The 16763-nt window shown below is 73.9% G+C and carries 21 protein-coding genes; 6 read left to right on the plus strand and 15 right to left on the minus strand.

Annotation, left to right across the window (positions count from 1 at the left end; all coding sequences use genetic code 11):
* Window positions 1-83: 83 nt before the first annotated feature.
* Window positions 84-419, plus strand: coding sequence for a hypothetical protein (locus GQ466_RS22035; protein WP_161104912.1), 336 nt, complete (start codon window positions 84-86; stop codon window positions 417-419).
* On the opposite strand, the gene GQ466_RS22040 is transcribed toward GQ466_RS22035, so the two are convergent.
* The 7 genes from GQ466_RS22040 to GQ466_RS22070 all read right to left on the minus strand — a co-directional run bounded on the left by GQ466_RS22040 (window position 342) and on the right by GQ466_RS22070 (window position 5807).
* The gene (locus GQ466_RS22040; RefSeq protein ID WP_161104913.1) at window positions 342-1304 is read right to left on the minus strand and encodes an asparaginase; all 963 of its coding nucleotides are present in this window, start codon (window positions 1302-1304) and stop codon (window positions 342-344) included. The genes GQ466_RS22035 and GQ466_RS22040 overlap by 78 nt on opposite strands.
* Window positions 1305-1328: 24 nt before the next feature.
* Window positions 1329-2732, minus strand: a complete 1404-nt coding sequence (locus GQ466_RS22045; protein ID WP_161104914.1) for a tetratricopeptide repeat protein — start codon at window positions 2730-2732, stop codon at window positions 1329-1331.
* 58 nt (window positions 2733-2790) lie between these two features.
* Entirely contained in the window at window positions 2791-3051 is a 261-nt protein-coding gene (locus GQ466_RS22050; protein ID WP_161104915.1) for a hypothetical protein, read from the minus strand.
* Window positions 3052-3093: 42 nt separating this feature from the next.
* Window positions 3094-3540 carry a hypothetical protein gene (locus GQ466_RS22055; protein WP_161104916.1) on the minus strand — a complete coding sequence of 149 codons (447 nt, stop codon included), beginning with the start codon at window positions 3538-3540 and terminating at the stop codon, window positions 3094-3096.
* Between the two features lie 61 nt (window positions 3541-3601).
* Window positions 3602-4585, minus strand: coding sequence for a CAF17-like 4Fe-4S cluster assembly/insertion protein YgfZ (ygfZ, locus tag GQ466_RS22060; RefSeq protein ID WP_161104917.1), 984 nt, complete (start codon window positions 4583-4585; stop codon window positions 3602-3604).
* 18 nt (window positions 4586-4603) lie between these two features.
* Window positions 4604-5017 carry a Fur family transcriptional regulator gene (locus GQ466_RS22065; protein ID WP_161104918.1) on the minus strand — a complete coding sequence of 138 codons (414 nt, stop codon included), beginning with the start codon at window positions 5015-5017 and terminating at the stop codon, window positions 4604-4606.
* 262 nt (window positions 5018-5279) lie between these two features.
* Window positions 5280-5807 (minus strand): winged helix-turn-helix transcriptional regulator, encoded by a 528-nt coding sequence (locus GQ466_RS22070; RefSeq protein ID WP_161104919.1) that lies wholly within the window; start codon window positions 5805-5807, stop codon window positions 5280-5282.
* Between the two features lie 87 nt (window positions 5808-5894).
* Here GQ466_RS22070 and GQ466_RS22075 point away from each other — a divergent pair, with 87 nt between their 5' ends.
* Complete coding sequence (locus GQ466_RS22075) at window positions 5895-6542, plus strand: dihydrofolate reductase family protein (RefSeq protein ID WP_161104920.1); 648 nt, start codon at window positions 5895-5897, stop codon at window positions 6540-6542.
* Here the strand turns inward: GQ466_RS22075 and GQ466_RS22080 are convergent.
* Window positions 6526-7026, minus strand: a complete 501-nt coding sequence (locus GQ466_RS22080; protein WP_161104921.1) for a heme-binding beta-barrel domain-containing protein — start codon at window positions 7024-7026, stop codon at window positions 6526-6528. The two genes, GQ466_RS22075 and GQ466_RS22080, sit on opposite strands and share 17 nt — an antisense overlap.
* Window positions 7027-7232: 206 nt before the next feature.
* Here GQ466_RS22080 and GQ466_RS22085 point away from each other — a divergent pair, with 206 nt between their 5' ends.
* A complete protein-coding gene (locus tag GQ466_RS22085) occupies window positions 7233-7595 on the plus strand; it encodes a DsrE family protein (protein ID WP_161104922.1) in 363 nt (120 codons plus the stop codon).
* On the opposite strand, the gene GQ466_RS22090 is transcribed toward GQ466_RS22085, so the two are convergent.
* A complete protein-coding gene (locus GQ466_RS22090) occupies window positions 7589-8482 on the minus strand; it encodes a sterol desaturase family protein (protein ID WP_161104923.1) in 894 nt (297 codons plus the stop codon). The genes GQ466_RS22085 and GQ466_RS22090 overlap by 7 nt on opposite strands.
* A 55-nt stretch (window positions 8483-8537) precedes the next feature.
* Between GQ466_RS22090 and GQ466_RS22095 the strand changes: the two genes are divergently transcribed.
* A complete protein-coding gene (locus GQ466_RS22095; protein ID WP_161104924.1) occupies window positions 8538-9482 on the plus strand; it encodes a helix-turn-helix transcriptional regulator in 945 nt (314 codons plus the stop codon).
* On the opposite strand, the gene GQ466_RS22100 is transcribed toward GQ466_RS22095, so the two are convergent.
* The 3 genes from GQ466_RS22100 to GQ466_RS22110 form a co-directional block, all read right to left on the minus strand.
* Window positions 9466-9924 carry a hypothetical protein gene (locus tag GQ466_RS22100; protein WP_161104925.1) on the minus strand — a complete coding sequence of 153 codons (459 nt, stop codon included), beginning with the start codon at window positions 9922-9924 and terminating at the stop codon, window positions 9466-9468. The genes GQ466_RS22095 and GQ466_RS22100 overlap by 17 nt on opposite strands.
* 62 nt (window positions 9925-9986) lie before the next feature.
* Complete coding sequence (locus GQ466_RS22105; RefSeq protein ID WP_161104926.1) at window positions 9987-10901, minus strand: SDR family oxidoreductase; 915 nt, start codon at window positions 10899-10901, stop codon at window positions 9987-9989.
* Between the two features lie 58 nt (window positions 10902-10959).
* Window positions 10960-11853 carry an AraC family transcriptional regulator N-terminal domain-containing protein gene (locus tag GQ466_RS22110; RefSeq protein ID WP_161104927.1) on the minus strand — a complete coding sequence of 298 codons (894 nt, stop codon included), beginning with the start codon at window positions 11851-11853 and terminating at the stop codon, window positions 10960-10962.
* Window positions 11854-11985: 132 nt separating this feature from the next.
* Between GQ466_RS22110 and GQ466_RS22115 the strand changes: the two genes are divergently transcribed.
* Entirely contained in the window at window positions 11986-13068 is a 1083-nt protein-coding gene (locus GQ466_RS22115; RefSeq protein ID WP_161104928.1) for an aldo/keto reductase, read from the plus strand.
* Here GQ466_RS22115 and GQ466_RS22120 read toward each other — a convergent pair.
* Window positions 13065-13874, minus strand: coding sequence for a class I SAM-dependent methyltransferase (locus GQ466_RS22120; protein ID WP_161104929.1), 810 nt, complete (start codon window positions 13872-13874; stop codon window positions 13065-13067). The two genes, GQ466_RS22115 and GQ466_RS22120, sit on opposite strands and share 4 nt — an antisense overlap.
* Window positions 13875-13924: 50 nt before the next feature.
* On the opposite strand from GQ466_RS22120, the gene GQ466_RS22125 reads away from it, so the two are divergent.
* The gene (locus GQ466_RS22125) at window positions 13925-14491 is read left to right on the plus strand and encodes a TetR/AcrR family transcriptional regulator (RefSeq protein ID WP_161104930.1); all 567 of its coding nucleotides are present in this window, start codon (window positions 13925-13927) and stop codon (window positions 14489-14491) included.
* Between the two features lie 3 nt (window positions 14492-14494).
* Here the strand turns inward: GQ466_RS22125 and GQ466_RS22130 are convergent, their stop codons facing one another.
* Window positions 14495-15217 carry a glutamine amidotransferase gene (locus tag GQ466_RS22130; RefSeq protein WP_161104931.1) on the minus strand — a complete coding sequence of 241 codons (723 nt, stop codon included), beginning with the start codon at window positions 15215-15217 and terminating at the stop codon, window positions 14495-14497.
* On the minus strand, window positions 15207-16457 hold the full coding sequence (locus tag GQ466_RS22135; RefSeq protein ID WP_161104932.1) for a Mur ligase family protein: 1251 nt from the start codon (window positions 16455-16457) through the stop codon (window positions 15207-15209). The genes GQ466_RS22130 and GQ466_RS22135 overlap by 11 nt, the downstream gene beginning before the upstream one ends.
* Window positions 16458-16763 lie beyond the last annotated feature (306 nt).

Consider the following 16763-nt stretch of genomic DNA (forward strand, 5'->3'; position numbering starts at 1 on the left):
CGCTGTCAATCGGACGACCGCGTTTGGGCCCGTCCGCTCCGGTTACGGCAGAAGGCAGAGTTCTAGGCAGGGAGGTAGAACCGATGAACGCAGCACTCATGGCCGCGCAGCACGCCCAGGGCTGGCGCCTCGGGCTCAACTCCCTCTTCTGGATCGGGCCGGTCGTCATGTTCCTGGCCCTGGCCGGCTGGCTGGCCCTGACGGCGCTCGGCGCGGTCCGGACCCGTCACGTCTCGCCCGGCCACGAGCCCGCGCCCGAGCGCGGACCCGTCAAGGGCGGCTTCCAGAAGTCATCGCACGGGATGTTCTCGCACAGCTACGCGCCGGACCAGATCCCGGTCTCACCCGAGGAACAGGCCCGCAGCGACCCGGATCGCTCCCACCGGTACGGCACCGCCGTGAAGCAGCGGCGCGGCTAGTTCCGCGAGGTCGTCCGGACCGGCGACGCCGAGGGCGCGCAGCAGCGCGACCGTCACCGGCGTCCGGGCGCGCATGGCGCCGTCGTCGATCTTGACGGCGCCCGCCCGGCCGTCGGCGCACGCGAACGCGTCCACGCCCTCGGCGCCGCACTTCACGAGCAGCCCGGGGACGGCCCGCATCAGCGTGTTCTCCTCGCGGCGCGTGCCGGACGTCCACTGCGGATGGGCGCGCATCGCGTCGGCGACGCGGCGCTCGGGCGTCCCCGGCGCGGCGAGGACGAGCCGCCGGAACGCCCGCGCGACGCCCGTCACCGACACCGCGAACAGCGGCGCGCCGCAGCCGTCCACGCCGGTCGCGGCGGGCTTCTCGCCCGTCAGCTCGGCGACGGCCGCGCGCACCGCGAGCTGGAGCGGGTGGCCGGGCTCCAGGTAGGTCGCGGTGGGCCAGCCCGCCGCGACGCACGCGGCGAGCATCCCGGCGTGCTTGCCGGAGCAGTTCATGCGCAGCGCGGACCGCGTCCCGCCGTCCCGGACGACCTGCCGCTCCACCGCCGGGTCCAGCGGCCACGACGCGGGGCACTGGAGATCGTCGGCGCCCAGCCCGGCGCCCGCGAGGATCCGCTCGACGCCCGCGACGTGGAAGTCCTCGCCCGAGTGGCTTCCGGCGGCGAGGGCCAGCAGCTCGCCGTCCAGGTCCAGCCCGGACCGCAGCATCGCGACGGCCTGCATCGGCTTGTTCGCCGAGCGCGGGAAGACGGGCTGGTCCGGATCCCCGGCGGACGCGGCGACGCCGCCGTCCGCGCCGAGCCCGACCGCGCTCCCCCGGTGCCGCGACTCCACGAACCCGGACCGCTCGACCTCGACCAGAACCGGATTCACGCCCATGGCGCCAATATAGGCAGCCGCGTCTCAGCCGGTTCCGACCGCCCCCCGCAGGTCGGCGGCGCGGGCGCGGGCCAGCGCGGCGGCGCCCCGCTCGCCGAGCCCGTCGGCGACGGCGGCGTGCTTGAGCCAGTTGAACGGGCTGCACGGCCGGACGTTGATCCGCTCGCTCGTCAGCACCCGCGCGTGCCCGAGCCGTCCGCCGCGCAGCGCGGCCTCCAGCAGCGTCTTCAGGACGACGTCGCGCTGCGCGTGGCTGCCGCCGAACTCGTGGAGGCGGTGCCGGACCGGCCACAGTAGATCGACGGCCCGTTCGTGGTCGCCACGTCCGTAGGCGATGAGCGCGCGGCACACCGGCAGCCCGACGCGCGCCGTCATCTCCTGGTTCGTGGCGCCCAGGTCGTGTTCGAGATACGCGACGCGGTTCGCCACGAGCGCGTCCGCCGCCGCGAACCGTCCCGCGCCGACGAACGCCATCACCGCGTGCATGTCGTTGAACGCCGAGCACGGCTCGGTCGTGAGCGGTTCCCACGCGTCGGCGAGCGCGGTCCACCGCTCGGTCCGGTCGTCGCCCTCCAGCAGGAGCCGCCACAGCAGCGCGGACGCGTCGAGCAGGTCCATCGGCATCCCGGCGGCGTCCGGGCCGTGCAGGACGGCGTCGTAGATCTCCAGCGCCCGCGCCGTATCGCCCGCCTCCAGCGCGTACAGGGCGTAGTGCCACCAGGTGTGGACGTTGAAGAACGTCCCGGTGGACCAGTCGCCGAGCCGCGCGTCCAGATACCCGAGCCCGGTGCGGAACCGGCCCTGCATCTCGTAGGTGTGGGCGACGGCGTGGATCGCCCACACGTCCTTCGGGTTCAGCTCGACCGCGCGCAGCCCCACGTCCTCGGACCGGTCGTAGTGCCCGGCCTCCTCCAGCCCGAACGCGAACATGCCGAGCAGGTGGCCGCGGTGCCGGTCGTCGTCGTGCCAGGCCGACAGGGCGCCGCCGACGCGGTCGCGCAGCGCGCGGGCGTCGCCGGTCAGGTAGTCGATCTGGTGCCCGGCGATGAGCGCGAGGACGTCGCGCGGATGCTCCTCGGTGATCCGGGCGAGCAGCGCGCCGCACGCCCGCAGGTCGCCGCCGAGCAGCGCCTCGACGGCCGCGACGTGGGCGCGCTCGCGCGGCAGCAGGCCGGAGACGTCCAGCTCCGCGCGGAACGCGGCGTAGCGGTCGCGGCCCGCGCGCGTCTCGGCCGCGTCGGTCGTGAGCACCGACAGGTAGGCCGCGAGGACGTGCCCGAGCACGAACCCCGGGTCCGCCGCCAGCGCGGCCTTCGCCTCGGCGTCCACCGCCGCGCGGAAGTGCAGCAGCTCGTGGAGCGCCCGGTCGTAGTGGCGGACGGCCTCGTCCGTCCCCCGCAGTTCCAGTCCGTGTTCGTCGCGCCGCATCATCGCCTCCCGGTCTCGCCCTCGACTGTCTCGCGGCCGGGGGCCGCCGCGCCACCCGTCAGGCGAAGCGCAGCGCCGCGACGGCGACCGGGCCGAACGCGTCCAGCCTCGTCTTGCGCGGCACGACGACGGCGGGGGCGCCCGCGCACGCCTCGTCGGTGAAGAGGTGCACGTCGCGCGTGTGCGAGCGGTTGACGGCCGACGCGGTGACGAACGGCGCGGACAGCGGCACGCACCCGTCCTGCTCGGGCACCAGCAGCTCGTCGCCGCCGAGGTCCGGCGCGGAGTGCAGGTACAGATAGTCGGTCCGGTTACCCATGACTCTCCTCATCGAGACGTTTACGGAGCGTCATCGTACGGGTCAGTGGACGAGCCCGTAGACCGTACCGGCGAGGATCACCACCGTGCCCGCCGCCGCGGACACCAGCGCGATCAGGTCGGCCTGCGCGAGCCGCGCCCGCACCACCCAGGGGCCCGGCGCGGCCGGACGGCGCCCCGCCAGCCGCCACAGCGCCTCGTTCTTCAGCTTCTGGTGCTCGCCCCGGCACGCGAACAACCGCCCCCGGACGGGCTCGCGGCACGAGAACCCCTGCCGCGTCATCACCCGGCACACCGCCGGGACGAACAGGAACTCGTACCCGCACCACAGCAGCACGCCGAACAGCGCGAGCCGCCAGGACGCCGTCCAGACGGCCGCGACCGCGAGGGCCGCGAAGACCGTCCACCACACCGCGACGGGCTCGCGCCGCCGCCGGCGACGGCGGCCGGGCCGGGCGCGGCCGACGGCCGGCTCGTTGTCGGGGTCCACGACCGTGCCTTCCTCTCCCGGGGCGCGCTGTGCCCCGGGATCTGCCCGGACTCGGGGCGGTTTACGCCCGGCGCGCGGGCTGCCGGCGCAGCGCGATCTCGGCGTTGGCGCCGGTGTCCGGCGGGACGACGACCGCCTGCGCGGCGGCGACGCCCCCGGCCAGCAGTTCGGCGTCCACCGGGACGTTCCGCTTGACCAGCGCGAGCGCGATCGGGCCGAGTTCGCGGTGCCGCGCGGCCGAGCCGACGAACCCGACCGTCCGGCCGCCGGGGACCTCGACCGGGTCGCCGTGGGCGGGCAGCCGGTCGACGCTGCCGTCCAGGTGCAGGAACGTCAGGCGGCGCGGCGGACGGCCGAGGTTCTCCACGCGCGCGACCGTCTCCTGGCCCCGGTAGCAGCCCTTGTGCAGGTGGACGGCCGTCTCGATCCAGCCCATCTCGTGCGGGATCGCGCGCTCGTCGGTGTCGCGCCCGAACCGGGGGACGTGCGCCTCGATGCGCAGCGCCTCGTACGCCCACAGGCCCGCCGGGCGCAGGTCGGTCGCGCCGAGCGCGGCGCGCGGGACCAGCGTCGTGGTGAGCCCGGCGACGTCCGGGAACGCGACGCCCGCGAACGTCGCGGGACCGGTCACGGCGGCGTACTCGGCGGTGACGTCGGCGACCTCGACGCGGAGCATGAACCGCATCCGGTCCAGGAAGGCGACGAGGGCGGGCGCGGTACCCGGCTCGACGTGCGCGAGGACGGACTCCCCGTCGTCCACGAGGTGCAGGTGGTGCTCGATGCGCCCGTTGGCGTCCAGCAGCAGCGCCTGCGTCGGCTCGTGCGGGGCGAGCGCGTCGAGGCGCTGGCTGAGCAGGCTGTGCAGCCACGACAGCCGGTCCGGCCCGGACACGCGGACGACCCCGCGATTGCTCCGGTCCACGAAGGCGCCGCCGGTTTCGAGCGCCCGCTGTTCCTGCGCCGGTTTGCCGTAGTGCGCGGCGACGTCCTGGTCGGGCGCGTCGGCGGCGACGGCCCCGTGCAGATCGAGCAGCGGACTCCTCATGGTCACCAGACTATGCGCTCACTCCCGGCAGTCGCGGCACTCGCCGTAGACCGTGAGGTGATGCACGTCGGTGACGAATCCGAACCGCTCGGCGAGTTCCGCCGCCAGCCCGGACGCGGCGGACGGGTCGGCGTCCTCGGCCCGTCCGCAGCCCCGGCAGACGAGGTGGATGTGCTCGGCCTCGGTCGCCAGGTGGTAGTTCGGCGGGCCGTGCCCGAGGTGCGCGTGCTTGACGAGCCCGAGTTCCTCCAGCAGCTCCAGCGTCCGGTAGACGGTGGAGATGTTCACGCCCTGCGCGGTGCGCCGCACCTGCGCGCAGATCTCCTCGGGGGTCGCGTGCTCAAGGGCCGCGACGGCCTCCAGGACGAGCTGCCGCTGGGGCGTGATCCGGTATCCCTTGGCCCGCAGCTCCTCCTGCCACGTGTCCACCATGCGCCGAGTGTATGTCGCCGAAAACACGCTTGCCTCGTCTCGCACGGGTCGCATAACGTGCAGCCACGCAGGAAAGGAGGTGGTCCTAGGTATGAGTGACAGTAGGGCTTGCGAGGTGGCTGTCCGCTAGTCGCCGTCACGCCTCGGACCCACCGCTCTTGCAGGCGAGCTAGCCGCCTGTCGGGGCACGGGCACCGGTCGTGGACGCGACCGGCGAATTCCAGGCAGGCACCGGGCCTCCGAACCAGATGAGCCAGTCCTCTCATCGCCCCCGCACCCGCGGGGAAGGTTCGGGGGCTTCTTCCTTTTCCGCGACCGCCCGCTCGTAGGCGGCGCGCAGCAGGTCCGACGCGCGCGGACGGCCCGGGTCCGGGCGCGGTACCCCGAGGTGCAGTTCGCGCAGCTCGTCCATCAGGTCGTTCCACAGCTCCGGCCCGCCCTCTTCCAGCAGCTTCGCCCGGACGCCCAGTTCGTGGGACGTCGGCCGGTGCGCGAGGCCCCAGGTGCCGAGCGCCGCCATGACCGGCACCGTCTCGATGCCCGCCTCGGTGAGGCTGTAGGTTCCGCGCCGTCCGCGCCCGGCGTCCTCGTGGGTGAGCAGGCCGCCCGCCACCAGCGCCTTCAGTCGGCTGCTCAGGATGTTGGACGCGATCCCTTCGTCGTTCAGGGTGAGCAGTTCGCGGAAGTGCCGCCGGTTCCCGAAGATCACGTCGCGCAGCACGATCAGGCTCCACCGGTCGCCCAGCGCCTCGACCGCCGCGTTGATCGCGCATCCCGACCGCGGTTCCATGCTCGCCTCCAAGTGGTTGCATCTCGCAAGCACCTAGTCTACGCTCCTCTTAGCGATTGCGAAACGCAATCACCTAGGGAGGATGACATGTCCCGTGTACGCGTCCACAACTTCGGCGTCTCGCTCGACGGCTTCGCCACCGGCGAGGGCCAGACCCTGGAGTCCCCGTTCGGCCACGCCGGCGGACGGCTCATGACGTGGTTCCTCGGCACCCGGACGTTCCGCGCGATGCAGGGCAAGTCCGACGGCAGCCACGGCGTGGACGAGACGTTCGCCAGCCAGTTCGGGCCGGGCATCGGCGCGGAGATCATGGGCCGCAACAAGTTCGGCCCGCAGCGCGGCCCCTGGGAGAACCACGACTGGAACGGCTGGTGGGGCGACAACCCGCCGTTCCACACGCCCGTGTTCGTCCTCACGCACCACCCGCGGCCGTCCGTCGAGATGGAAGGCGGAACGACGTTCCACTTCGTCGACGCGCCGATCGAGGACGTCCTGAAGCAGGCGCGCGAGGCCGCCGGCGGGCTGGACGTGCGGATCGGCGGCGGGCCGAGCACCGTCCGCGCCTACCTCGCGGCCGACCTCATCGACCACCTGCACGTCGTGATCTCGCCGATCATCCTCGGCCGGGGCGTGCGGCTGTGGGACGGGCTCGAAGGCATGGAGGAGCGCTTCGATGTCGAGTCCGTGACGTCCCCGGCGGGCGTCACGCACATGACCTTCACCCGGCGCGCTTGAGCTGCGCCGACAGGTGCACCTGGAGCGGCTGACCCATCGCCGCCATCTCGTACACCCAGCCGAGATCGCGCGCGCCGTCCTTCTCCGGCAGGAGCCCGTACATCCGGGTCCCGGCCGTGACCTCCTTCGCCGAGGCGGTGCGCGCGACGACGTCGGTCTGCAGCTCGATGCGGTGGAACGCGACGTTCCCGACGTAGATCTCCACGATCCCCGTCGGGTGCGCCAGCGTCACCTCGACCTCGTTGTTCGGCCGGGGCCGCCAGTAGCCGGTCTCGCGGCCGAGCGGACGGCCGAGCGAACCGTCCTCCTCGATGAGCCACGTCCTGCTCTCGTAGATCAGGAACGGCTTGCCGTTGTGGCCGAACGTGACCTCCTGGCCGAACCGGAACTCCTCGATGGTCGGGTAGTCGCCGACCCCGGCGCCCTTCCAGGTGCCGAGCAGGAATTCCAGCGGCTTCAGATCGGGATGAAGATCGGGCTCCATGGCGTCCGAGCGTAGCGGGACCCCGAAGGCGCCGCGTCCGGCTAGCACGTCCGGCTAGCGCAGCCGGTTCAGCCGGACGACCAGCAGCGTCAGCACCGCCGCGACGAGCCCGCACGCCAGCACGAGGATGATCGCGTTCGCCATGCCCACGCGCCGACCCTACCGCCCGCCGGGCGCGCGCACCGGGCGGGTCTAGAGTGCCCGGCATGGCCAAGTCTCTGGTGATCAAGGTGACCGCGGGCGCGGACGGCGCCGAGCGGTGCAACCAGGCGTTCACCGTCGCGGCGGCGGCGGTCGCGAGCGGCGTGCCGGTGTCGCTGTGGCTGACCGGCGAGTCCGCCTGGTTCGCGCTGCCCGGCCGCGCCGCCGACCTCGAACTGCCGCACGCCGCGCCGCTGCCCGACCTGCTGGCGGCCGTCCTCGCGGGCGGCCGGGTGACGCTCTGCACGCAGTGCGCGGCGCGGCGCGGCATCGGCGCCGACGACGTCATCGACGGCGTCCGGATCGCGGGCGCCCCCACGTTCGTCGAGGAGATCCTGGCCGAGGGGACGCAGGCGCTCATCTACTGAGCGACCTGCTGACCCACGGCCCGGCGGAACGGCCAGGCCAGCGCGGCGCGGAAGCCGCGCGGATCGGGGAAGGACGCCGGGTCGTCCAGGCCGAGCGCGTCCGGCACGCGGCGCGGGGTGTGGACGAACGTGCGGAAGACGAGGTCCCACACCGCGACGACCGAGCCGTAGTTGACCCGTTCGCCCGCGCCGTGGTGCCAGCGGTGCGTCTCCGCGCCGACCAGCAGGTAGTTGAGCGGGCCGGTGCGGATGTCGGAGTTCACGTGGCTGATCGTCTGCTGGAGGTTGAGGACGAGCACGGCCAGGAACGCCGCCCCCGGCGTCGCGCCGCTCAGCCGGAAGACGACCAGCGCCATCAGGAACCGGGACGCCAGCAGGTCGATCGGGTGGAACACCAGGTGCATCAGCACGTACACCTGCGACGGCGAGTGGTGCACCCCGTGCGCCCGCCACAGGCGCGGCAGCGTGTGCGCCGCGCGGTGGTAGCCGTACCAGAGCAGGTCGAGCGCGAGCAGCACCACGGCCGCCTGCGCGACGACCGGCAGCGCCGCGACCGGGCCGAACCCGCCGTCCGGCACCAGGCGGACGGCCGCCAGCGCGACGCCGAGCGCGGCGATCTGCTCGGTGACGAACGAGAGCCCGATGAACGGGAGATCGCGGCCGACGAGGCTGTCCTTCGTCATCCGCCAGCGGTCGAGCAGCGGGTTCGCCCGCTCCACCGCGAAGGCGACGGCGACGGTCGTCAGCGCGAGCAGCCCCACCGCCGCGTCCGTCGTGAGCGGCACCCGGCGGGTGAGCGTGGCCCACGCGACGGCGCCGGTGAGGGCGGCGAGGAACGGATAGGTACCGTAGGTCAGGACCGGCCGGGCCGGTGTTCGCAGTTCCATGCCGCCACGGTCGCGGCGGGTCGGGAGGGCGGGCTTCCCCTTGCACGCAACGCCTTTGCCTTCGTCCGCACCGCCCGTCGAGCTGCAGCTCCGGGCCTTCGCGGACGCGCACGGCGTCGTCGCCGACAGCGCCGGCGCCGCCGACTGGCTGGCGCCGCTGTGGCGGGCGCTGCGGGCCGCCGGGATCGCGCGGCCGGGGCTGGCGTTCGCCGCGTGGGCGGAGACGGCGATGCTGGGCGGGCTCGTCCCGCCGATCCTCGCCAACAGCCCGGACGTCGGCGCGCTGCTCGCCGTCCTCCAGCGCTACCACCCGCTGCTCGGCCGCAACGAGCTGGTGGTCGAGCGCGCCGGGGCGGGCGCGACGCTCACGCTCCGGTCCCCCGACGGCGGCGCGGCCGATCCCGACACCGTCGACGCCTGTTTCGGCGTGATGTGCCATGTGCTCGCGCGGCTCACGGGGGGCGCGGCGCGTCCGGACCGCGTCCGGCTGCGGCGTTCCGAGCCCGCCGATCCCGCCGCGCATCGCGCCGCCTTCGGGACGGTCGCGTTCGGGCAGCCGCGCGACGCCTGCGACCTCGGCCCCGGCGCGCTCGCGGCGCGGATCCGGCAGGCGGACCCGGTCGTCCTCGCGATGCTCGAACCGTACGCCGAGCAGCGGCTCGCGGCGGCGCGGGCGCCCTGGTCGGCGACGATCGAGCCGGTCATGCGGCGGCTGTCGGACGGCGCGCCGCCGCGCCTGCCGGACGTCGCGCGGGCGCTCGCGGTCAGCCCCCGCACGCTCCAGCTCCGGCTGCGCGCCGAGGGCCTGTCCTACGCGGCGCTCGCCGACGCGTTCCGCCGCGACCGGGCGCTGGCCCTGCTCGCCGCGACGACGCTGCCCGTCACCGCGATCGCCGCGCGCCTCGGCTTCGCGACCCCGGCGGCGTTCACCCGGGCCGTCCGCCGCTGGACGGGCGAGACCCCGACCGCCTACCGCGCCGGGGTCACGCGCGGCCGGTGACCAGGACGAACCCGGCGTCGTCCTCGTCCTCGGGGATGATCCGCGCGTCGAACCCCGCCGCGGTCAGGATCCGGGCCAGGGCCGGGTGCATGACGGCGTGGACCGCGCTCTCGAACGCGTCGCCGTCGCTGTTCATCCGGCCCCGCAGCGCCCACGAGACGACCACGCCGTCGTCGCGCAGCCAGGTCGCGACGTGGAATCCGCCGGACCCCTCGCCCGCGGTGTCGTGCCGGTCCATTCCGGCGGACTCCAGCGCCGCGCCGATCTCCTCGTTCAGCGGCGCCGAGCCCTCCACGCGCCGCAGGAAGGACACGACGTCCTCGCGCGGCACCATGTCGAAGACGCTCGGGGGCCAGCCGGTGCGCTCCCGGAGTTCGTCGATCGTGAGGTCGCCGACGTCGCGGGGCGCGCCGCCGGACGAGAGCGGGAACGGATCCGTCATGGACGGGACGCTACTCCTCGTCACGGGACGCTCACCCTGGGAACACACAAATCAGTTGCGTCTCAGCGGTAACCGGTCGTGTCGGCGGGCTTCCCGGCGTCCTGCACCTCGGTGATGTAGCGCCACGCGTCGGGACGGCTGCCGTCCAGGTCGGTGAAGCCGTACTCCTGCGCGAGCCCCCCGCTGGACAGGGACCGCCCGTTCCACCGCTCCTTGTCCGGATCGGCGGCGAGGGCGGCGACGGCCCGTCCCGTGAAGCGCGGCGTCTCAGAGATCGCGAAGTGCGGCTCCTTCGCCAGCGCGTCGCGCCAGGTCTCCTCGGTGACGCCGAAGGTCTCCAGCATGATCTCCGAGCGCATCCAGCCCGGCGTGAGCGCGACGGCCGTCGCGCCGAGCGGCCCGAGCTCCTGCGCCTGCGCGTACGCCATCCGCAGCACGGACGTCTTGGCCAGGTCGTAGAAGAACGAGACCCGGTAGTTGTCGGCGTTGTACTGCGCGGTGCCGTCGGTCATCTCGACCACCAGCCCGCCGGGGTTGCGCAGCAGCAGCGGGAGCGCGTGGTGGCTGGTGATGATGTGGGTGTCGACGGCGAGCCGCAGGATGCGCAGCCCCTTGTCGAGGTCGTGCTCCCAGAGCTTGGCGTCCCAGCTGAACATCAGCTCGCCGCCCCAGATGTCGTTGACGAGGACGTCCAGCCGTCCCCGCTCGGCGTCGATGCGCTCCACCAGCGCCCGGACCTGCGCGCTCTCCAGATGGTCGACGGCCACGGCGATTCCCGTGCCCCCGGCCGCCGTCACCAGCTCGGCGGTCTCCTCGATGGTCTCGGGCCGGTCCATCTCCGACCGCCGGGCGCGCGTGCTGCGTCCCGTCACGTAGACCGTCGCGCCCGCCGCCCCCAGCTCGACCGCGATGCCCCGTCCGGCGCCGCGCGTCCCGCCGGCAACGAGCGCCACCTTCCCCTGCAACGATTTCGTCATGCGACCGAGCATGGCGCGAATACCTGACAGCCGACGTCATCTTTGCACCGTCGTTCCGTCACGGCAGGCGGGGTTCGGGGGCCCGGAGGCGGGCGGCGTCGTGGCCGGGGGGCGCGCCGAACAGGCGGCGGTACTCCCGGCTGAACTGGGACGGGCTGTCATAGCCGACCAGGTGCCCCACCCCGGCGACGTCGTTGGGGGACGTGACGAGCAGCGACCGCGCCTTCTGCAACCGGATGCGCTTCTGGAACTGGAGCGGGCTCAACGCCGTGACGGCGCGGAAGTGCCGGTGGAACGCCGACGGGCTCATCCCGGCCAGCCGGGCGAGGTCCTCGACCCGCATCGGCTCGGCGTAGTGGTCGTGGATCCACCGGACGGCCCGTCCGACGTGCGACAGGCCGCTGTCGGCGAGCCCGATCGCCCGGACCATCGCGCCGTGCGGGCCGGTGAGCAGCCGCCAGAGGATCTCCCGCTCGACCAGCGGGGCGAGCACGGGCGCGTCCCCGGGACGATCGAGCAAGCGCAGCAGCCGGGCCACAGCGTCGAGCAGGTCGGGCCACGCCGTGCCGGTCGCGAGCGTCGGCGGGCGCTCCTCCGCCCGGGACCGTCGCGGCGGCGCCTCCAGCAGCAGCGGCGCGATGGCGGACGGGCGCAGCGCGACGCCGAGGCCCAGCGCCGGGACGCGCGCGTCGGCGTCGAGGAAGTGGCCCGTGACGGGCAGTTCGGCCGTGACCAGGAGGAACTCGCCCGCCCTGTACTCGAACACCCGGTCGCCGAGCAGGAGCCGCTTGGCGCCCTGCGCCATCAGGACGAACAGCGGCTCGGTCAGCGAGTACTCCGGCGCGGTGTCGGCGACGCGCGACAGCAGCAGGCCGTCGATCGGCGTCCGCAGGTCCGGCCGGGCATGGGACGCGACGAGGCCGCGGATCTCGTCCAGAAGGTCGGTGCGCACGGTTCAGCGTAAGCCCGATCCGCGCGAGATCGGCAGGATCGTGCAAGAGCCCGCGCGGATCGGTCTACCGTGCGGACCACCGCCCGCGTTTCGATGGGACCACCGAAACAGCGAGCCACGGGAGCCACGCTCATGCCACTCGACCACTACGTCACGCTCGGCAGGTCCGGACTGCGGGTCAGCCCGTTCGCGCTCGGCGCGATGACGTTCGGCGAGGACCCCGGCGGCGCCGGATGCGACGTCGCCGAGTCGGAACGGATCCTCGCGACGTACCTGGACCGGGGCGGGAACTTCGTCGACACCGCGAACCTCTACACCAACGGGCACTCGGAGAAGATCCTCGGCGACTGGTTCGCCGCCCGCCCCGGACGGCGCGACCGGGTCGTCCTCGCGTCGAAGTTCTTCGCCAACCTCCACCCCGGCGACCCCAACGGCGGCGGCGCCGGACGCTCGTCCATCGTCGCCCAGCTCCACGCGACGCTGCGCCGGATGCGCACCGACTACCTGGACCTGTACTGGCTGCACAACTGGGACCGGCACACACCGATCGAGGAGACGCTGCGCACGCTGGACGACCTCGTCCGCGCCGGGAAGATCCGCTACATCGGGTTCTCCAACACGCCCGCGTGGATCACCGCCCAGGCGCAGACGACGGCGCTGCTGCGGGGCTGGACGCCGCTGGTCGCGCTCCAGGTCGAGTACTCGCTGCTCGCGCGCACCGTCGAGGGCGAACTCGCGCCGTTCGCCCGCGACCAGGGCCTGGCGCTGGTCCCGTGGAGCCCGCTGCGGAACGGCTTCCTGTCCGGGAAGTACCGGCGCGGCGCGGCGGCGGCCGAGTCCGCCCGCGCCGCGTTCGTCGGCGGCCCCGGCGAGGACGACTTCCCGGTGATCGACGCGGTCGCCGCCGTCGCCGCCGACCTCGGCACGACGTCGGCGGCGGTCGCGCTGGCCTGGCTGCTCGCCCGCGCGGGCACGGTCGTCCCCATCGTCGGCGCGCGGCGCGTGGAGCAGTTGACCGGCAACCTCGCCGCGCTGGACGTGGTGCTCACTCCCGAGCACCTCCGGACTCTGGGCGAGGTGTCCGCCCCGGCCCTGAACTACCCGGCGGCCCTGAACGGCTCCCTGCGCGCGATGCTGCAGTTCGCCGGGGCCACCGTGGACGGTGAGACCTCCACCGTGTACCCGCCGCTGGTGGAGAGCGACGTCCGGTACTAGGTGCTCCGGGACGCGGTGACGACGGCGGCGGTGTAGTGGACGGGGAAGGTGCCGCCGACGGCGTCGATCGCGGCGCCGACGCCGGCGAGCAGGGCGTCCAGGGTGTCGGCCGGGAGGTCCGCGTGGCCGCCGAAGCTGGGCACCTGGTCCAGCCACTCGTCGCGCGTGTAGGGGCGCTGCCAGGTGAAACGCCATTCCTCGGGCTCGGAGAAGGCGCCGGTGGCGCGAATCCCGTCGGCGGTCGTGGCGAAGATCGCCGAGTAGGCGGTGAGGCCGGGCATCACGCCGCGCGCGAACGGCGAGTCCGGCAGGACGCGGGCGTAGACGGCGGAGAAGGCTTCGGCCAGGGCGGGCGGCGCCTCGAAGACGTACCAGAACGGCGCGAACCGTCCGCCGGGACGCAGGACGCTCGCCGCCTTCTCCGCGCCCGCGACCGTGTCCACCCAGTGCCAGGACTGCCCGGCGACGACGGCGTCGAACGCGCGGCCCGCCGGGTCCCAGTCCTCGAACGTCGCGACCTCGACGGGCAGGCCGTGCCGCCGCGCGAAGGCGGCCATCCGCCCGTCGGGGTCCACGCCGAGCACGCGGCAGCCCGCCGCCGCGAACGCGCGGGACGCGATCCCGGTGCCGCAGCCGACGTCCAGGACGTCCGGGCCGGGGCTCGCGGCGACGACGCGGGCGATGAGGTCGCCGGGGTAGCGCGGCCGGGTCCGGTCGTAGCGCTCGGCCTCCGCGCCGAACGATTCGGCGACGTGGCGGGCGCGGTGCGGCTCGTCCGGCGACGGGCGCGACGGTAGAGTGGGCATGCGCCCACACTAGTGGGCAAGCGCCCACTTAGCCAGCGAGAGGATGTCCCATGCCCACCGGCGTGGCCCTGCGCGACGCGCGCGAGCAGCTCTTCGCCGCCGCCGAGCGCGTCCTGCTGCGGGACGGCCCGAACGCGCTGACCAGCCGCGCCGTGACCGACGAGGCGGGCTGCGCGAAGGGCGTCCTGCACCGGCACTTCGCCGACTTCGACGCGTTCCTGGCCGACCTCGTCCACGACAGCGTCGCGCGCCTGGACGCGCGGACCGCCGTGCTGCTCGCCACGGCCGGGACGGGCACTGTCGCCGACAATCTCACGGCCGCGCTGGTGGACGTGTTCGATGCGGTGGCCGTCGCGATGGTCGGCCTCATCACCTTCCGGGACGAGCTGCGCGCCCGCCTCCGCCGCACCTGGCCCACCGGCGTCCCGCTGCTCACCGAGGCCATGGCCATGGTCCGCGCGTACCTGGCGGCCGAACGCGACCGGCTGCCGGACGGCGCCGACGTCGACACGCTCGCGCTGACCGTCGTCGGCACCGCGCACCTGCTGTTCGCCGACCGCGAGCGCGCTCCGGACTCCGAAGCCGTCCGCGCGGTCGTCGCGGCGATCGTCGGCTGACGGTCAGCGGGGGGTCAGGACGGCGTTCAGGCGCTCCTCGCGCAGACGCTCGGACCAGGACGGCTGCAGCGGCGGCAGTTCCATGCCCACCGCCCACGTCAGCAGCAGGTCCGCGAGGGCCGGGTTGCGGACGAGCGCCGGGCCGTGCATGTACGTCCCGAGCGTGTGGCCCGCGTAGGCGCCCTCGAAGCCCTGGCCGTCGCCGTTCCCGACGCCCGACACGACCTTGGCGAGCGGGCGCGCGTTCGGCCCGATCGTCGTCGCGCCCTGGTGGTTCTCGAAGCCGGTGATGCGCGGGACGTTCAGCTCCGCCGCGACGTCCCCGACGACCTCGCCGACCGCGCGCTGCGCCCCGCGCCCGCTGCGGATGTCGAGGATGCCGAGGCCGGGCAGCGGCTGGCCCTCCTCGCCGCCGAACTCGTGCCCGATGATCTGGTAGCCCGCGCACACCGCGAAGATCACGGCGTTGCGCTGCACGGCGGCCGTCAGCCCGCCGTCCGCGCGCAGGCGCTGCGCCGCGAGGATCTGCGGACGGTCCTCGCCGCCGCCGAGCAGGTAGATGTCGCCGTCGTCGGGCACCGGCTCGTCGGACCGCAGGTGGACGGTCTCGGTCGGGATGTCGCGCAGCGCCGCCCGGCGCTCCAGGACGATCGTGTTGCCCTGGTCCCCGTAGGTGCTCAGCAGGTCGGGGTAGATCCAGACGATCTTGATGCGGTCAGACGACACGGCCGTACCTCGTTCGGATGTCCTGGAAGGCGGTGTAGTTGGCGATCACGTCGAGCTGTCCCGGCGGCACCGCGAGGACCGCCTGCTCGATGTCGTCCACGACGGTGAACTGCACGTCGGCGGCCTCCAGCCGGGCGGCGAGGTCCACGCGGCGCTCGCCGGTCGCCCAGACGGGACGGCCGCGCAGGATGCGGTAGTCGACGTCCCACAGCCAGGACGTGTCGCGTCCGTCCGGGCCCTGCGCGTTGATCGACAGCGCGACCGGGCCGGGCGCGGGCGCGAGGACGTCGAACGCCTCCAGCCAGCCCGCCGGGTTCTTCGACAGCAGCAGCCGCAGCGCGCGGCCCTGGTGCTCGACGGTCGTGTACCGTCCGGCGACCGACCTGACCTGCGCCAGCAGCGGCAGCGCCTGCTCGGGCGGCACGCCGAACTGCGCGACGACGGCCAGCGCGATCGCCGCGTTCGACCGGTTCGCCCGGCCGGGGAGCTGGACGTCCGACAGCGGCACCGCCCGTCCGTCCGGACCGAGGACGTGGTCGCCGCGCAGCACCCAGTCGGGCTTGGGCCGCGCGAAGTGGCACTGGCGGCAGCGCCAGTCGCTGTCCTCCTCGGTGCCCTGCCGGTCCAGCGGGCCGCCGCACTCGGGGCAGCACCACGAGTCCTCGCGCCAGTGCTGCCCGGCCGCGACCCACGTGACGCTCCGGGCCGTCGCCGCGCCCCAGGTGACGAGCGGGTCGTCGCAGTTGGCGACCACGTGGCTCTCCGGCGACGCCTCCAGCGCCCGCCGCCACTTCCCGGCCAGCAGCCAGATCTCGGCGGCGCGGTCCATCTGGTCCCGGCTGAGGTTCATCAGCGCGACGACGTTCGCGCCGGTCTCCTTCAGCACCATCGGGACGTACTTCTCGTCGCACTCCAGCACGCCGTACCGGGCGTCCGGCGCGGACGCCAGCGCGGACACGTGGCCGGTCGGCATGTTCGCGCCGAACGCGTTGGTGGCGATCTCGCCGAGCGGCGTCATCGCCGACGTGATCAGCCGGGTCGTGGTCGTCTTGCCGTTGGTGGCGCTGACGAGCACGAGCTTGCGGTCCTTGGCCAGCCGGGTGAGCAGCTCGGGGTCCAGGCGCAGGCCGATCCGCCCGCCGATCACCGAACCGTCGCCCTTGCCCGCCAGCCGGGACATCCGCGCGGCCGTCTTGCCGAGCGCGACGGCGAGCTGCGAACGCAGTGGAAGGTCGCTCATGAACTCCGTCTTCTCCGGTGGTGCGTCCGGGCGCGTCCGACTGGCCCGCCCCGCAGATGAGGGCAGCCTAGTCGCCGGGACGCTCCATCGTCGCGGCAGCGCGCGGACCGGTCCCGTACGGACATTTCCCTCTTCTTCCGCCGCCGTTCTCCTGCGGGCGCGATAATGCGACGAGCGTCACACCGGACGGGGTAAACCCGCGTCGAGGTTCTTGACCTTCGTCGGCGGCCCGTGATTCGGTGCCAGACCCGGGGGCGGGTTGGTCCGCGCATGGCGCGGTTTCCCGGTGATGCGCCCGAGATGGGG

Origin of the sequence: Actinomadura rayongensis, from assembly GCF_009831215.1 — a bacterium.
Lineage (GTDB): Bacteria > Actinomycetota > Actinomycetes > Streptosporangiales > Streptosporangiaceae > Spirillospora > Spirillospora rayongensis.

Coding starts and splice junctions, on each gene's coding strand:
- GQ466_RS22135 (WP_161104932.1), bottom strand. CDS start 16,457: ATGAGCGACCTTCCACTGCGTTCGCAGCTCGCCGTCGCGCTCGGCAAG.
- GQ466_RS22125 (WP_161104930.1), top strand. CDS start 13,925: ATGCCCACCGGCGTGGCCCTGCGCGACGCGCGCGAGCAGCTCTTCGCC.
- GQ466_RS22080 (WP_161104921.1), bottom strand. CDS start 7,026: ATGGAGCCCGATCTTCATCCCGATCTGAAGCCGCTGGAATTCCTGCTC.
- GQ466_RS22120 (WP_161104929.1), bottom strand. CDS start 13,874: ATGCCCACTCTACCGTCGCGCCCGTCGCCGGACGAGCCGCACCGCGCC.
- GQ466_RS22085 (WP_161104922.1), top strand. CDS start 7,233: ATGGCCAAGTCTCTGGTGATCAAGGTGACCGCGGGCGCGGACGGCGCC.
- GQ466_RS22070 (WP_161104919.1), bottom strand. CDS start 5,807: ATGGAACCGCGGTCGGGATGCGCGATCAACGCGGCGGTCGAGGCGCTG.
- GQ466_RS22045 (WP_161104914.1), bottom strand. CDS start 2,732: ATGCGGCGCGACGAACACGGACTGGAACTGCGGGGGACGGACGAGGCC.
- ygfZ (WP_161104917.1), bottom strand. CDS start 4,585: ATGAGGAGTCCGCTGCTCGATCTGCACGGGGCCGTCGCCGCCGACGCG.
- GQ466_RS22105 (WP_161104926.1), bottom strand. CDS start 10,901: ATGACGAAATCGTTGCAGGGGAAGGTGGCGCTCGTTGCCGGCGGGACG.
- GQ466_RS22075 (WP_161104920.1), top strand. CDS start 5,895: ATGTCCCGTGTACGCGTCCACAACTTCGGCGTCTCGCTCGACGGCTTC.
- GQ466_RS22115 (WP_161104928.1), top strand. CDS start 11,986: ATGCCACTCGACCACTACGTCACGCTCGGCAGGTCCGGACTGCGGGTC.
- GQ466_RS22065 (WP_161104918.1), bottom strand. CDS start 5,017: ATGGTGGACACGTGGCAGGAGGAGCTGCGGGCCAAGGGATACCGGATC.
- GQ466_RS22050 (WP_161104915.1), bottom strand. CDS start 3,051: ATGGGTAACCGGACCGACTATCTGTACCTGCACTCCGCGCCGGACCTC.
- GQ466_RS22035 (WP_161104912.1), top strand. CDS start 84: ATGAACGCAGCACTCATGGCCGCGCAGCACGCCCAGGGCTGGCGCCTC.
- GQ466_RS22040 (WP_161104913.1), bottom strand. CDS start 1,304: ATGGGCGTGAATCCGGTTCTGGTCGAGGTCGAGCGGTCCGGGTTCGTG.
- GQ466_RS22100 (WP_161104925.1), bottom strand. CDS start 9,924: ATGACGGATCCGTTCCCGCTCTCGTCCGGCGGCGCGCCCCGCGACGTC.
- GQ466_RS22090 (WP_161104923.1), bottom strand. CDS start 8,482: ATGGAACTGCGAACACCGGCCCGGCCGGTCCTGACCTACGGTACCTAT.